This window comes from Nostoc sp. XA010, assembly GCF_020829625.1.
GTDB lineage: Bacteria > Cyanobacteriota > Cyanobacteriia > Cyanobacteriales > Nostocaceae > Nostoc.
Map to the genome: position 1 here is coordinate 273,945 of NZ_JAIVFX010000006.1, position 15,479 is coordinate 289,423.

General features: G+C 41.5%; 16 protein-coding genes and 1 pseudogene. 14 read left to right on the plus strand and 3 right to left on the minus strand.

Going from position 1 to position 15,479, the window contains the following annotated elements:
- Nucleotides 1-50: 50 nt before the first annotated feature.
- The 4 genes and pseudogenes from serS to rpsN all read left to right on the plus strand — a co-directional run.
- Nucleotides 51-1,310, plus strand: a pseudogene (serS, locus tag LC608_RS12190) (serine--tRNA ligase); the annotation flags it as partial.
- A 436-nt stretch (nt 1,311-1,746) separates the two neighbouring features.
- Nucleotides 1,747-2,847: an RIP metalloprotease RseP gene (gene rseP / locus LC608_RS12195; protein WP_229553784.1), complete on the plus strand. Its 1,101-nt coding sequence runs from the start codon at nt 1,747-1,749 to the stop codon at nt 2,845-2,847.
- A gap of 2 nt (nt 2,848-2,849) precedes the next feature.
- Complete coding sequence (gene nth / locus LC608_RS12200; RefSeq protein ID WP_229553851.1) at nt 2,850-3,542, plus strand: endonuclease III; 693 nt, start codon at nt 2,850-2,852, stop codon at nt 3,540-3,542.
- A 75-nt stretch (nt 3,543-3,617) separates the two neighbouring features.
- The gene (gene rpsN, locus LC608_RS12205; RefSeq protein ID WP_229553785.1) at nt 3,618-3,920 is read left to right on the plus strand and encodes a 30S ribosomal protein S14; all 303 of its coding nucleotides are present in this window, start codon (nt 3,618-3,620) and stop codon (nt 3,918-3,920) included.
- Between the two features lie 84 nt (nt 3,921-4,004).
- On the opposite strand, the gene LC608_RS12210 is transcribed toward rpsN, so the two are convergent.
- Nucleotides 4,005-4,334, minus strand: a complete 330-nt coding sequence (locus LC608_RS12210; protein WP_229553787.1) for a hypothetical protein — start codon at nt 4,332-4,334, stop codon at nt 4,005-4,007.
- Between the two features lie 107 nt (nt 4,335-4,441).
- On the opposite strand from LC608_RS12210, the gene aat reads away from it, so the two are divergent.
- The 4 genes from aat to LC608_RS12230 all read left to right on the plus strand — a co-directional run bounded on the left by aat (nt 4,442) and on the right by LC608_RS12230 (nt 6,935).
- Nucleotides 4,442-5,017, plus strand: a complete 576-nt coding sequence (aat, locus tag LC608_RS12215) for a leucyl/phenylalanyl-tRNA--protein transferase (protein WP_229553788.1) — start codon at nt 4,442-4,444, stop codon at nt 5,015-5,017.
- An 875-nt stretch (nt 5,018-5,892) separates the two neighbouring features.
- Nucleotides 5,893-6,297 (plus strand): DUF1308 domain-containing protein, encoded by a 405-nt coding sequence (locus LC608_RS12220; protein WP_229553789.1) that lies wholly within the window; start codon nt 5,893-5,895, stop codon nt 6,295-6,297.
- Nucleotides 6,298-6,300: 3 nt separating this feature from the next.
- Nucleotides 6,301-6,594 carry a DUF3349 domain-containing protein gene (locus tag LC608_RS12225; RefSeq protein ID WP_229553790.1) on the plus strand — a complete coding sequence of 98 codons (294 nt, stop codon included), beginning with the start codon at nt 6,301-6,303 and terminating at the stop codon, nt 6,592-6,594.
- Nucleotides 6,595-6,689: 95 nt separating this feature from the next.
- Entirely contained in the window at nt 6,690-6,935 is a 246-nt protein-coding gene (locus tag LC608_RS12230) for a UPF0175 family protein (protein ID WP_229553791.1), read from the plus strand.
- A 111-nt stretch (nt 6,936-7,046) separates the two neighbouring features.
- On the opposite strand, the gene LC608_RS12235 is transcribed toward LC608_RS12230, so the two are convergent.
- Together LC608_RS12235 and LC608_RS12240 are read right to left on the minus strand one after the other, a co-directional pair.
- Nucleotides 7,047-7,904, minus strand: a complete 858-nt coding sequence (locus LC608_RS12235) for a DUF3598 family protein (RefSeq protein ID WP_229553793.1) — start codon at nt 7,902-7,904, stop codon at nt 7,047-7,049.
- Between the two features lie 57 nt (nt 7,905-7,961).
- On the minus strand, nt 7,962-8,864 hold the full coding sequence (locus LC608_RS12240) for an ABC transporter permease (protein WP_229553794.1): 903 nt from the start codon (nt 8,862-8,864) through the stop codon (nt 7,962-7,964).
- Nucleotides 8,865-9,260: 396 nt separating this feature from the next.
- Here LC608_RS12240 and LC608_RS12245 point away from each other — a divergent pair, with 396 nt between their 5' ends.
- The 6 genes from LC608_RS12245 to LC608_RS12270 all read left to right on the plus strand — a co-directional run bounded on the left by LC608_RS12245 (nt 9,261) and on the right by LC608_RS12270 (nt 15,373).
- Nucleotides 9,261-9,548 (plus strand): Mo-dependent nitrogenase C-terminal domain-containing protein, encoded by a 288-nt coding sequence (locus tag LC608_RS12245; protein WP_229553795.1) that lies wholly within the window; start codon nt 9,261-9,263, stop codon nt 9,546-9,548.
- Nucleotides 9,549-9,984: 436 nt separating this feature from the next.
- A complete protein-coding gene (def, locus tag LC608_RS12250; RefSeq protein ID WP_229553796.1) occupies nt 9,985-10,548 on the plus strand; it encodes a peptide deformylase in 564 nt (187 codons plus the stop codon).
- 10 nt (nt 10,549-10,558) lie between these two features.
- Nucleotides 10,559-10,762, plus strand: a complete 204-nt coding sequence (locus tag LC608_RS12255; RefSeq protein ID WP_109011114.1) for a hypothetical protein — start codon at nt 10,559-10,561, stop codon at nt 10,760-10,762.
- 165 nt (nt 10,763-10,927) lie between these two features.
- A complete protein-coding gene (locus tag LC608_RS12260; RefSeq protein ID WP_229553797.1) occupies nt 10,928-11,746 on the plus strand; it encodes a PD-(D/E)XK nuclease family protein in 819 nt (272 codons plus the stop codon).
- Nucleotides 11,747-11,856: 110 nt separating this feature from the next.
- Nucleotides 11,857-14,277 carry a DHH family phosphoesterase gene (locus LC608_RS12265; protein WP_229553798.1) on the plus strand — a complete coding sequence of 807 codons (2,421 nt, stop codon included), beginning with the start codon at nt 11,857-11,859 and terminating at the stop codon, nt 14,275-14,277.
- A 142-nt stretch (nt 14,278-14,419) separates the two neighbouring features.
- Complete coding sequence (locus LC608_RS12270) at nt 14,420-15,373, plus strand: DUF4351 domain-containing protein (protein WP_229553799.1); 954 nt, start codon at nt 14,420-14,422, stop codon at nt 15,371-15,373.
- Nucleotides 15,374-15,479: the final 106 nt, after the last annotated feature.

Consider the following 15,479-nt stretch of genomic DNA (forward strand, 5'->3'; position numbering starts at 1 on the left):
TGTTAACTGGATTGACAGGAAGATTTTAGACTAAAAACTGAGAAAAATCTGTGCTGGATATTAAGCAAATACGGGAAAATCCGCAATTAGTTCAAGAACGATTGAATAGTCGTAGTGGTAAATATGACATTGAACCGATATTACTGTTAGATCGGCAACAACGGGAACTTGAGGGGACACGCAGTCAACTTCAAGCTCGTAGCAACGAAATTGGTAAAATTGTCGGGCAAAAGATTAAATCTGGGATAAATCCTCAAGACCCAGAAATTCAGGCTTTGCGGGATGAAGGTAACTCTGTCAAAGCTACGTTGAGCGAACTGGAACCCCAGGAAAAAAACCTCAAAGCTGAAATTGCCCAACTTGTGTTGGCACTTCCCAACTTACCAAGCGACTCTACACCCCTTGGTAAAAATGAGGAAGATAACGTAGAAGTGCGGCGTTGGGGTGATGAGTACATTCCCCAAAATCCGAATATTCTCCCTCACTGGGAAATTGGCGAAAAGCTAGGCATTCTCAATGTTGAACGGGCTGTAAAAGTTGCCCAAAGTCGCTTTGTGACATTGATAGGCGCTGGTGCGGCATTGGAGAGAGCATTAATTCAATTTATGCTGTCTCTCCATACTCAAGCTGGTTATGTGGAAGTCAGTCCGCCTCTGTTAGTGAATACCGAGTCTTTGACAGCGACCGGTCAGTTACCCAAGTTTGCGGAAGAAAGCTTTAAATGCGCTGATGATGACTTGTGGCTGATTCCTACGGCGGAGGTTCCAGTTACAAATCTCTACCGGGGTGAAATTCTCGCTGCTGAAAACTTGCCTATCTACCACTGTGCTTTTACTCCCTGTTTTCGCCGCGAAGCTGGTAGCTATGGGCGCGATATGCGGGGATTAATTCGCCTGCATCAGTTCAATAAGGTGGAAATGGTGAAATTTGTCGAACCCAGTACATCTTTTGATGAACTGGAGAAATTGGTAGGGAATGCAGAAGCAATCTTACAGGCGTTGAAGTTGCCTTACCGAGTAGTAAATTTAAGTACTGGAGATTTGGGATTTGCCTCTACCAAAACTTATGATTTAGAGGTTTGGTTGCCCTCTTCTGGCAAATACCGCGAAATTTCTAGCTGTTCCAATACTATAGATTTTCAGGCGCGACGGGCTGATATTCGCTTCAAAGAGGCGGGGAAGAAAGGCACTCAGTTTGTACATACCCTCAATGGTTCGGGTTTGGCTGTGGGACGGACTATGGCAGCAATTTTGGAGAATTATCAAGAACCGGATGGGACAGTGAGGATACCAGAAGTCCTGCAACCTTATTTTGAACAGGGAGAAACGTTAGGTTTTCCATCGCTGCAAAATTTACAAAGAGTTCAAAAGTTACCAATTGTACCCCAACTTTTGCAACCAGTCTTACCAGAACGTATTTCAAAGCCAACAATACAATTCCAATACCGTTATATTGTTGATTTGCTGTTTTGGCTCCCAATCGCCTCTTATGTTGTGTGGGTAATACTATCATTGTTGTTTTAGCAGAAAAACCATCTGACCAAAATTTACATTTGGAGTATGTAGACAAAATGGTGCATTAGCGACAGCGTAACGCACCCTACCAGCTTTAGATGTTAGAACCTGATGAAGAAAAATCGAACTATGACTAATGACCAATGACCAATGACTAATACCCAATACCCAATACCCAATGCCCAATTAGAATGGAGATAACTATAGCTTAATATTTTCACTAATTTGCTCTATGTCAGTTTTAGCAGCGATCGCAGTTTTGGCTGTTTTAATCTTGGTACACGAGTTGGGACATTTTGTTGCAGCCCGTTCTCAAGGCATTCTCGTTAACCGTTTTTCTTTGGGTTTTGGCCCAGTTCTTCTTAAGTATCAAGGAAAGCAAACCGAATACGCTGTCCGTGCCTTTCCCTTAGGCGGCTTTGTGGGCTTTCCCGATGATGACCCCGATAGCGATATTCCACCCAATGACCCGAATCTGCTGCGTAACCGTCCAGTTTTAGATAGGGCGATTGTCATCAGTGCCGGAGTAATCGCAAATTTAATATTTGCCTACTTGGTGTTGGTTCTGCAATTGGGTATCGTCGGCATTCCCAAAGAATTAAATTATAAAGCTGGTGTCGCCGTACAGCCTGTTAATCAAGAATCTGTTGCCTATCAAGCAGGAATTCGGGAAGGAGATATTATTCTGGCTGTTAACGGTCAAGAACTCCCGGCTTCTGATAAATCAACTCCTTTGCTGACAAAAGAAATTCAAACTCATCCCAATCAGCAAATCGAACTGAAAATTCAGCGTGAAAACCAACAACAAACCCTGAAATTAACGCCAAAACTGGGAGCCGATGGCAAAGGTGTAGTTGGTGTAGCACTTAGTCCAAATGCTACAGCAGTTTATCGGCGTCCTAATAGTCCTTTTGAAATTTTTGGTCTTGCTGCTAACAGGTTTCAACAATTATTTGTTGGGACACTCAGTGGTTTTGGGCAGTTGATTACCAACTTTCAACAAACTGCTGGACAAGTTTCTGGTCCAGTTAATATTGTCAAAATTGGTGCAAAATTAGCTGAAGACAATAGCGTAAACTTGTTGTCTTTTGCGGCAATTATCAGCATTAACTTGGCTATTATCAATATTTTGCCTTTACCAGCTTTGGATGGCGGACAACTCGCTTTTCTGCTAATTGAAGGTTTACGCGGTAAGCCTGTACCAGCCCGGATTCAAGAAGGTGTAATGCAAACTGGTTTGGTGTTACTCTTAGGGTTAGGAATTTTTCTGATCGTCAAAGAAACTACTCAATTAACTAGTCAATTAGAGTGGGTGCAAAGATTGTTTCAGTGAAAATAGGGAGTGGAGAGCAGGGAGTGGGGAATAGGGAAAAGGAAGTTTTACCTTTGAAGCAACGGGCGATAGAAATTTTAGCTCGTTTAAAGCGTCTTTATCCAGATGCTACTTGCTCTTTGAACTACTCAACGCCAGTACAATTGTTGGTGGCAACGATTCTCTCTGCTCAGTGTACTGATGAGCGGGTGAATAAGGTGACACCAGCTTTATTTGATCGGTTTCCTGATGCTGCTAGTTTAGCGATCGCTGACTTGGTAGAATTAGAAAACTTGGTGCGTTCAACAGGGTTTTATCGCAATAAAGCTAAGAACATTCAAGCTGCCTGTCGGATGATTGTTAGCGAATTTGACTCTGTTGTGCCTAACCAAATGGAGCAATTATTAAGGCTTCCGGGTGTGGCCCGGAAGACAGCAAATGTAGTCCTGGGTCATGCTTACGGCATTAATGTTGGAGTGACGGTAGATACTCACGTTAAGCGCCTTAGCGAACGTTTGGGTTTAACCCAAGCAAAAGATCCCGTTCGGATTGAGCAGGATTTAATGGTTTTATTGCCTCAGCCTGATTGGGAAAATTGGTCAATTCGACTGATTTATCACGGTCGTGCTATTTGTAAAGCACGCTCTCCCATCTGTATTGCTTGTGAACTTGCTGATTTATGTCCTGCTGCTAATAAGCCAGTGGTTGTAGGGTAAGCAACACAAGTAATCCCAGAATTGATGGAGAAACTGTAGAATAGAGAACGGTGTCTTTAAATAAGTTAGAGAATAATGGCAAAAAAGAGCATGGTTGAGCGCGAGAAAAAGCGCACTAAGTTGATAGAAAAGTATGCTGACAAGCGGGAAGCTCTTTTGGAAGAGTTCAGAAGTGCACCATCTCCCCTAGATAAGCTGGAAATCCACCGGAAGATTCAACAGCTACCCCGGAATAGTGCGCCCACCCGCCACCGCAATCGTTGCTGGTTGACTGGTCGTCCTAGAGGTGTTTACCGCGATTTTGGACTGTCTCGGAACGTGCTCAGAGAATGGGCGCATCAAGGTCTATTGCCTGGAGTTGTTAAGTCTAGTTGGTAGTTAAGAGTCATTAGTCATTAGTCATTAGTCATTGGTCATTGGGAAATAAAAAAGGACTAATGACAAAGGACAAATGACAAAATATTATTGACCACAACACTTATCAATTCCCAGACTTTCTAAGAGTAGATCGCTGACGGCGTTAGCGATCGCAAACTCTCCATAGAAGCTATTGGAAAAATCATACGACTGCATCTCTGTGACAATGGCAATTACCAGAGAACCAAGGTCGTTTTCTCCTTCCATCCGTTGACGCACAAAAATCTGTGCGGCTCGTTGGGCAATTTTTTGGTTGACTGCTTCGGGGATAAATTCTGTATCTAGCCACCGTTGTAAGCGTTCTCGTAACCATTCACCTTCGAGCAGAGGGTTTTCAGGCGGTGGTAGGGTAATGGGTGGAATTGGTTGAGTCATTTTTTTTATTTTAAACGCAGAGGGACGCGGAGGGAAACGCAGAGGAACGCAGAGGATGATTGATAGCATCAAATTGCGTTTCTCTAGTGTTTTTTTTATATTTATTTATGGAATATGATATCGCCGCTATTGTTGAGGGTTATGCACAAGGCTATTTTCTCATGGCTGATGAGCGCGATCGCCTGAGTTGGTATGCAAGTCGCGATCGAACTTTTATTCCTTTGGATGAACGATTTCGCTACCCTAAGTCTTTGCAGCGTGTCTTGAATCAAGAGCGTTTTAGTGTGGCTATTAATCGGGACTTTCAAGCTGTGGTGGCTGGATGTGCTGACAGAGAGACAACTTGGATTTCACCGGAATTACAAAAGATTTACTGGCTACTTTACCAGAGTGGTTATGCTTTTAGTTTTGAAACTTGGCAGGGTGACGAGTTAGCTGGGGGAATTTTAGGGATTGTTATTGGTGGGGCTTTTATTGGAGAGTCGATGTTTTACCGGATTCCTGAAGGCTCGAAGGTAGCGATGGTAAAGTTGGTGGAAAGATTGCGCCAGAGGAAATTTGTGTTTTTCGATGCCCAAATGATGAATCCCCATTTGGAGAGGTTTGGGGCTTATCAGGTTGAGGATGAAGAATATCAAATGCTACTTAAGCAAGCATTGCAATATCGTTGTTTTTTGGTATAGTTGACCCATAACCCCTCACCGAGCAATGTAAAATCATCACAACGGTTGAGTTTAGACATTTACATTGCACAAACTGAATGTAAGCTCAGTTTAGAGTAATCTCTGAAAGAGTGTACTTTTAAGTTGGAATGCAACTTATAAAGATCACAAAAATTCAAAAATTTTTGAGATGTCAGGAAAACTTTTGGGCAAGCAGCAAGATCCACAAGTTGCATATGAAAATTCCTGGAACTACTACTTTCCTTACACAATTGAAAATAGCTCCAGCAATAAAACGATTTCAGATGGGGATGATCCTTCATTCATTGGATTTTTAAGGTATTCGCTATAGCGACCTAGAGATATAGTCACAATGCTCTCTATTCTTCAAGAGAATTTTAAAGAACAAAAACAAGATCCGAACAGAGTGTTTTGTAAAGCAGATTTTTTTCACGTTGAGTTTGTTAGGAAGTATTCAGAATACTTACTGGGTGAGATAAAAGATCAGCTATCTTTCTACTATACAAGCAATGACTATGAGCTTTTTCTCAAAATTTTTGAATACCTGAAAGGGAAAAGCAAATTTTCATATGATGAATACATTGGTGCATACCATAACTTTGTATCTCTCTGAGATGGATAATGCGATCGCTCTATTTTCTCTTCAGGTACGATGTAAATAGATTCTAGTGCGATCGCTGATATTGTAGGTTAGGTTGACGCTAGGAAACCCAACATCTTTTTTCACTCACAATCTTAACCACTTCTGCTATTACAGGTAATAGAGTGGTCAATATCCATTATTTAGCGATAATTTCGTTAAATCGCACAACTACTTATGGGAAAATCACATCACACCAAAATATAGGCACTGTGATTTTTGGTTTACATAAAACGTGATTAATTTAGATACTAATACCGCAGTTGCATTTATTGCCGAAGGTTCTCCTGTTCGCTATGAATTACAAGCGTTTGTCAACAAGCAACAAATGGTAATAGCACAAACTGCATTTAATGAATTCGTCAATATTGTGCAGTACTCAGCAGGTAGCTCAGAACAGACAAGAGCAAATCGTTTTTTGCAAAGAGTTACGGTTGTTCCAGACAATCCTTCAGCAGCAGCCCAAAAATTAAGACCAACTCGGAGTCTGGATGCTAACGATATAATCATTCTAGGAACAGGCGACCAAATGGGTGTTGTAACCATGACAGCAGATGCAAAAGCTGTTCGCGCAGCCATTGCCCAAGGGGTTTATTTTAGTGTCTATCTTCATCTCCCCTTTTCATTAACAGGTAGCTGAATTATGCAGAAGACAATTCCAGCCCATTTAGCAAGTACTTATCAGTTGATCCAGTGTGCTTTTCCCCAAGGCATTGACGATCAGAGGTATTTACCTTTGCTGTCAATACTCTACATAAATATGTCCGATCGCAGTTTAGCTCAAGTAATTGCTGAGTATACGGGGAAAGATTACCACGTTGTCTTAAATGACGTTTACCGAGTTGGGTCAATGACGACTTTTCCATCTGAGGTCATTGATTCGGTTAAGCAAAAGCTGATGAGTTGCAACTACGAAAAATGGTTAGCAGAGGAGTAATGAAGCGATCGCAGTTTAACAAACCTATTGCACCGTAAAGTAGTTTGAGGTTTCTTGGGCTAACCTAAAGATACAATCGGTAAATTAGCCTTGCTATGAGTGTTGTAATCTCAGACGAAATTCTCCAAACATCTCAGCTTACCCCAAGGGAGTTTTGTCAAGAAATTGCGCTGTTCCTATTCCAGACAGGACGCTTAACGATAGGCTACGCCAGTCAGCTTGCGGATATGCAACCCAATACTTTTCGCCAACTCCTCAAGCAGCGAAACATCCCTCTCTACTCCTACGATGTTGAGGACTTTGAATTGGATTTGAAAAATCTGCGAGAGCTTGGAAGCTAGGCAAGTAGAAGGTGAATCTATTCCTGAACCTGGCAGGCTGCAAATTGCCTGATTACGATATAAAGTGTTGATCGAAGTTACTAGAGATAAGCGATCGCACTCTCAAATCCCTTACACTTTTTCTTCAGTAACTAATGTCAGACTAACCCATTCGCCTTTATCGTTATAGCTGCGAATCATCCTCTGGCGCAAATTTGACTGGATTAACCAACCTGCTTCCAAAAATAAGGGTTGACGTAATTGCACCTTTAGAGGAGAAGTTGCAGAAGCGCCATCAGGTAACAATAATACTTGTATCTGCTTTTGGGGATCTTGGTCAAAGAGAACGATGGAACCTTTGATGGTAGCAGTTGAGGTAATTGTACGTAGACGCGTTGGCGTAGCCTCTCGTAGAGAAGCGGCTTGTCGTAAGACATCGCCAAAAGAGGTACTTTGAATTAATCGCCCAGTATCATCAAGTTGTATTTTCAAAGTTGTAGAGTAAATATCAGGCGATCGCAAATCTCGATATATTGTCACTGCTTGTCCTTGCCATTCTCCCAACAAGTCATTTATCTGCAAAGGTGGACGTTCTGTTGCTGGGGTTCTGGCTAGATGTTCTCGAATTAGAACTAGTCTATTTAGATTACTAGTCTTATCAAAAAGTTGCACCAGGCGTAAGCGGCGATTTCCATGAACAAAAGCGAGTTCTGCACCAAATTCTGAAAATGGCCCTAGCTGAATTAAACCTTCAGAAAATGAACCATTTTCAAAAAAAAGTAGACCCCCTCCCACAGAACTATATTCTCTAATTAGATCATCTCCTCCTGAACGGCTTAGAGTTAGGCGTACTGTCTGGTTATTGTTTAAACCTTCTAGAGAAAGATGACTAGGAGTATCGTTCAGAAGTGTACCTTCAGGAGAAAAGTTGGTAAATGAACCTTCCCATACACCGAGATTTTGCAGAAAACATTCCCATTGCGATTTCATAAGGTTTTGTCATTAGTCATTAGTCATTTGTCCTTTGCAATGGCCAATGATTAATGATTAACCTTTGGCAAAACGTCGAACAGCGAATAAGCTTCCCATTAATCCTACAGCTGCACCGAAACTTAAGAGAATCAGAGGTAAGAGTAAAATTTGGGCTGGAGTGAGTTGCACCCCGTTGGTGATAGCTTGGATAAACTCAGGTTGATTAGCTAGCAACTTACCGAGAAACTGTTGAATCACAGAAATGAAACTCCAAGCGATCGCACCACCAACCAAACCGAAGGTAATCCCTTGTAAAATAAATGGGAGGTAAATCCAAGCAGACGTTGCTCCCACTAGTTGCATAATTTCAATTTCTTGGCGTCGCGCCATGACAATCAGCCGAATTGTCGTAGTAGTTACTGCGATCGCTGTTAAAGTCAGAATAATCGTAATTGTTAAAGTAATCCAGTTCAGACCTTGGTGCAATTGGGCAATGCGTTTAACTGCTTCATCCACATACTGCACCGTCTCAACTCCCGGCAATTTAGCCAACTCCGTTGCTAAAGTTGGTACAACTTGAGAATTACGCGCTTTCACCTTCATCTCATCAACCAGAGGATTCTCACCTAGCTGCTGCGTAGCCCCCTCAATATCAGAAATTCTCATTTCCTTAACTAACTTAGTCCAAGCTTGCTCTTTGGTAATGCTTTGTATCGCCGCCACCTGTGGCATTGTTGCGATTAGTGCCTCAATGGTTTCGACTTGCGTATCCGGTTCGAGATAAACTGAAACTTCTAGCTGACTACCAAACTGATAGAGGAGTTTTTCAACTTGCCAAGAGGTTTGCAAACTCAAGCCAAATAAAAACAGTAAAACCGTAACAGTACTTACAGCTGCCCAATTCATCCAACCTCCCCGCAGTAAACCGAGGAAAGTTTCTTTTAGCAGGTAGTCAAGTTTCGTAAAAGATTTAAACACACATCACCTCAATATTTGAATGAACTTAACGTCAAGGCGCTAAGTTTAATTTTTGCGTCTTTGCGTCAATAACATCACTATTTATAGTCAATAGTGCAAAGTTTGCCAATACATCAGCTTTTCTACATTTCTACTTCCTTGCTGCTCCTTTGCTCCTGCTGTCTCGACCATTTACCTTGCCTTCGTGCCATTCGCTATAGATACACTCACTGTCGCTCCCACAGTTATTAATAACAATTGGCTACCTGTTCTGCTTTCTAAGCAATTTTACTGTTTTTACAACTGACTTTAAAAAAGGGGGAAAATAGTTTGGTAATTCTACGATGTTTACTATCTGAGGGGAGGTGTAACTTTAAAGGAACAAACAAGGTTGATTGATTGAAGGAATTTTAAATTATGAACTTCTTAACTAAAGCCAATTTGAATAATAACTTATTAAGCCAGATCCGATATCAACTTGAGTCTGTAGAAATACATGATTATCATCTAGCTAAACTATTGTGCAAAGTAATTCCCTCTAATTGCCCTTTTGAAAGAACTGTAACAGTTTTCGGTCGGACTCTATTGCAGATTCCACCTTTGTGTAAAATTAATCCTCTTTATGAACAAATAGTTGGTCTTCGTTTTAAGTGTTTATTATATTTAGTTAATGAATGTGGTGAGGATGCAAGAAAATATTGTTAAATAATAGGTTTATTTCAATAAAAAATAGATTGAATAAATCTTTTTATTAAAAAAATATTGTATAGGAATCTTAGTTGCAATCAGGGGAAGTCAAAAATTGGCGGCTTACCGCACGTTACCACTTCAGACGCAGAGAACACAGAGAGAAGAAATAGAGAGAATTCTTGCGTCGGTTTTGAGATATTTTTGTATTTGGAAGTCCCTAAAGATTTTTGTCTATATTTTAGTCATCTTGGCTACTAAACGCACTCGCGCTCGTTTAGAGCAAGTCAGACGCTGGTTCCCGCTAACGCTACGCTATCGCTAACGCTGCTACGCTATCGAGCGTCGGGAACCTCTGTAAAGCACTGTCTCCTCTACATGTATTTCAAAAATTAAATATGAGTCTTATAGAATAAAGATAGTAGGAATTTTCACCATCTAGCCATCAAGACTCATGCCCTCTGAAATTGCTGTAGAGAAAAAAAAGTTAAAAAATCCACCTTTGGAGCTTCATTATTTAGGCGATCGCGTCCTACGTCAAGCTGCAAAGCGAGTTGCGAAAATAGATGACGAACTCCGCCAAGTAGTGCGCGAAATGTTGCAAACTATGTATAGCAAAGATGGCATTGGTTTGGCTGCACCCCAAGTGGGAATTCACAAACAACTAATTGTCATCGACCTGGAACCAGAGAATGCAGCTAATCCACCTTTGGTGCTGATTAACCCCACTATTAAACAAGTAAGCCGCGACATCTCCGTAGCCCAAGAAGGATGCTTGAGTATTCCCAACGTATATCTAGATGTAAAGCGCCCTGAAGTCGTAGAAATTGCCTACAAAGACGAATACGGTCGTCCCCGGACATTAAAAGCTAATGACCTCCTGGGACGCTGCATTCAGCACGAGATGGATCACCTTAACGGCGTGGTATTTGTAGACCGCGTGGAAAACTCCTTGACTTTAGCCCAGGAGCTATCTAAGAATGGCTTCTCGTATCAAGCGGTGAAACCAATAAAATAGGGGGCTAGTAGTGTATTTAACTCCAAAAAGCGGTTTATTTCTGGGTGGTTCTTGTGTAAGTGCGATCGCGGCTGTTGGTTCGATTTTTGAACTCAGTTACGGACGACCAGATTTTGGTTTCACAGCCACTGCGATTATTCTGGCATTGAGCATTCCACTCACAGGATTATTTTTTTTCGCCGCAGTGAAGGACGCAAGGGCTAACATGAAATAAGCATCAGGTATATAAAAAAGGTAAAAGGATGAAATAAAAAGGCAAAATTCATTCTTTTACCTTTTATTTTTGCTCTCCATCTTCCACGGCCCCAAAAGCTTTTAGCGTCACTAAGTGCTTTGCCGTTAACCCTGTAACCCCAGCGATCGCTTCTAAAATAGAAGAATGCTGTCAACTCCTACTCAACTACTGCGACTGTCTCAAGGACAACTAAACTTACTAGAAGCTTGTCCGCGTAAATTCCAACATACTTACCTAGAACAACTAAATTCGCCCTCAAATCCAGAACAAGAAGAACGGCAAACTTTGGGTAGTCGCTTTCACTTGCTAATGCAGCAGCAAGAAATGGGTCTGCCAATTGATAGTTTTCTGCAAGCAGATGCTAAACTGCAAAGCTGGATGCTAGCTTTTGCTGATGCAGCCCCAGAAATTTTAACGCCTGCATCTGATAATCAAACTTTCCGTGAGAGTGAACACTACCGAACTCTGCAAGTTCAGGATTATTTGCTGACGGTTGTCTATGATTTATTGATTGCAGATAACCAACAAGCGCAAATTCTCGACTGGAAAACTTATCCTAAACCACCCAATAAACGCAAGTTAGAATCCAACTGGCAAACACAGCTTTATCTGTATGTGTTGACTGAAACTAGCAACTATTTGCCAGAAAATATTTCGATGACTTACTGGTTTGTCCAATCTGAAGGAAAACCACAAAATATTAAATTTAATTACAATACTGCTCAACATACACAAATAGCAAAGAAACTTAATCAACTGTTAAGCCAGTTAACTATTTGGCTGGAATCTTACCAAAATAACCAGCAATTTCCTCAAGTGGTGGAAGGCAGCAAAACCTGTGATTATTGTCAATTTGCCAAACGGTGCTATGGCTACGGTGGTAAACTACGCACACAAACAACTGAAGAAGCAGTGAGAGATTCATTGCCAAATTTTGACAGCATTCAAGAAGTCTCACTTTAATTTTATCCGCAGGATTGTTTTATCGAACTAACAGTTAAAAGTTAGTAATTAGGAGTTATCAATTAAAACTCTTAACTCCTAACTTCTCACCCCTAACTCCTAACTTTAGTATGCCAGAACAACAGCAGTGGACTATAGCAGCAACCGAACAACCCCCGGAGTCGTTTATCCAAGCGGTGAAACAGTATACACCCGCATCAAGTGGAATATATGCAGCACAATTGTTGTGGCAACGGGGAATTAAAGATCATCAACAGTTAATAGCTTTTATTAACCACAAAGATTATCAACCAGCGAGTCCCTTTGAGTTTGGGCAAGAAATGCCCTTAGCGATCGCCCGGTTGCAACAAGCATATAACATCAAAGAAAAAATTGCCATTTGGGGAGACTTTGATGCTGATGGGATTACCGCTACATCTGTACTCTGGGATGGATTAGGCCAATTTTTTACACAAAATACTCAGTTAATTTACTATATTCCCAATCGCCTGAAAGAATCTCACGGACTCAATAATCAAGGGATTGATAACCTCGCAAAACAAGGTTGTAAATTAATTGTTACTTGCGACACAGGCAGCACAAACATTGAGGAAATTATTTATGCCAAACAACTAGGCATAGATGTAATCGTTACAGACCATCACACCTTACCTGCCGAACGCCCACCCGTCGTAGCAATTATTAATCCTCGTTATTTGCCCAGAGACCATCAACTATTCAATCTTTCTGGGGTTGCGGTAGCTTATAAGTTAGTGGAAGCGCTATATCAAAGTCTGCCTAATATTGCAAAAAATCCGTTAGAGGATTTATTAGATTTAGTAGCAGTAGGATTAATTGCCGACTTAGTGCACTTAAGTGGAGATTGTCGCTATTTAGCACAGATGGGAATTCAACGACTGCAAGCAGATTTTCAACAGCCAGCAGCAGCGCGTCGGCGTCCGGGGGTGGGGCGATTATTAGAATTGTGCCAAAAAAGTGGCGATCGCCCTACAGATATTTCCTTTGGTTTGGGGCCAAGAATTAACGCCGTCAGCCGCATCCAAGGCGATGCTAGTTTTTGCGTTGAATTATTAACTAGTCGAAATGCTAAACGTTGTAACGAACTAGCCGAAGTTACAGAACTCGCAAACACCCGCCGCAAATCTTTGCAAAAAGATGTGCAAGCGCAAGTAGCACAAAAACTTACTCAATTAGACTTATCAACCACCAGCGTCATCGTCCTAGAAGATGCCCAATGGCCTGCGGGTGTCTTGGGCCTAGTTGCTGGACAAGTAGCACAAGAAACAGGTCGCCCGACTATTTTGTTAAGTACAGAGGGACTGGAGACTGGGGACTGGGAACTGGGGACTGGGGAGGATTTTTCCCAATCCCCAATCCCTAATCCCCAATCCCTAGCCCGTGGTTCCGCCCGTTCGGTGAATTCAGTTGATTTATACCAACTGGTAAAAGACCAAGCACATTTGTTACATCGTTTTGGGGGACATCCCTTTGCAGCAGGTTTGAGTTTGTTAGTGGAGAATATTCCTTTATTTACAGCAGCGATTAATCAGCAGTTGCGGCAATCTTTAGGTAGTACAACTCTAACGCCAAGTGTGCAAGCAGACTTGACGGTAACAGTCGCAGACTTGGGGAAAGAGTTATTTTTGGAACTGAAACTGCTAGAACCTTGTGGAATGGGTAATCCTGTTCCGAAGTTACTAATTCAAAACTGCTGGTTTGAAAATTCTTGGCATCGTAATCAGCAGGATTGGCAAGGGAAAAAGGTACAGTACATTAAAACCGAGTTTGATATTCGGGATGATTCCAACAGAAGTGCTTTTCCTGGTATATGGTGGGGACACTACAAAGATGAATTGCCCATAGGAAGGTGTGATTGCATAGCAGAATTAGACTACAACACCTTCAAAAAACGTTATGAAATCAGATTAATTGCCGTGCGTCCCAGTGTTAACTCAGCACTTAACACTCGGAATTTACCACTCATCTTAGACTGGCGTAATTTAACCACTCCCCACTCTCAGGTAGAGACGCGATTAATCGCGTCTCTACCGATTCCCCCACTCTTGCTTGAAGATTGTCCGACGAATTGGGATGATTTACGTGCGTGGTTGCGGCGATGTTTAACGATAAGTAGTTCGCAACAATTAGCGATCGCTTGGCCTAAACCCAACCTGCAACCACCCAATCAAATTTGGCTGACTCTTGTAGGAATTGCCAAATATCTTAGTCGCACAAATCAACTCGTTACCCGCGTCCAACTTTTAGATAAAATCGGTATCACTGACCAAACCTTACTTCTAGGAATCAAAGCTTTAAAATATTTAGGGTTTACAGTCAAACGACAAGACCGTTATCTGCAAATCACCTGGCATTCAAGCGATAGTGCAGAAAACTTGGCTGAGGCAGCAGTGGAACGATTTTTAGCTGCTGTCAGAGAAGAACAATTTCAGCAACAGTATTTTGCTGAAGTTCCTTTATCTACTATTGTGGCGATCGCAAGTTCCGACAATTACGTGGGTAGAAACTTTTAAAACGTGAGTTCGACTGCTATTTTCGTGCAAATCCCTTTTATATTGATGAAAATTGCCAGCCTCAGATCCCCGACTCTAAGAAGTCAGGGATCTTGTTGTTCACAAATAATTTAAGATTACTAGGTGGTATAACAATCAACTGATGGCCGAGGAACTAGAAAGAGCAGATAATGATAGTCCGTGGAAAGAAATTTTAGAAGCTTACTTTCCCCAAGCAATGCAATTTTTCTTTCCCCAAACAGCAGAACTAATTAATTGGGAACTTCCCCACGAATTCCTCGATAAGGAATTTCAACAAATCGCCCGCGAAGCAGAATTTGGTAGGAGATATGCAGATAAATTAGTTAAAGTCTGGCAAATTCAAGGACAAGAAACTTGGCTATTAATCCATGTAGAAATCCAAGCAAAATCAGAGGATACTTTTGCAGAAAGAATGTTTTCCTACAACCTGCGAATTTTTGACAGATTTGCGAAACCTGCCATTAGTTTGGCGATTTTGTGCGATACCGATCCGACATGGCGACCCAATCAATATAGTTATAATTATCCCAATACCAGGCTGAACTTTGAATTTGGAACCGTCAAGCTGCTGGATTATCAAAGTCGTTGGACAGAATTAGAAGCCAGCGACAATCCATTTGCAACTGTAGTAATGGCGCATTTGAAGACACAGCAAACAAATAAAAAGCCAGGAGAACGCAAAGCTTGGAAATTTAGCTTGATTCGCCGATTGTATGAATTAGGATTGCAAGAAAAAGATATTCGTAACCTTTACCGATTTATTGATTGGGTTATGATTTTACCAAAAGCATTGGAAGCAGAATTTTGGCAAGAGTTTAAGCAATTTGAGCAGGAGCGGACTATGAGCTACATTACCACAGGTGAACGCATTGGTTACGAGCGGGGAAAACAGGAACAAGGACAAACACTAGTCCTACGGCAACTACAAAAACGGGTAGGAGAGTTACCACAAGAGGTTCGGGGGCGCATTCAAACTCTTTCCCTAGAGCAATTAGAAGCACTTGGCGAGGCTTTATTGGATTTTACAACCATTGAGGATTTACTTAACTGGTTGGAAGCAAATCAAACAACCTAGCAAATTCGGGTTTAATAAGTAATCAAGCGGACACGATCTGATTAAAAAATAAGCCTGTATTCATTACTGAATCAGGCTTTTGATGTTTATTAATACATTTGCACGG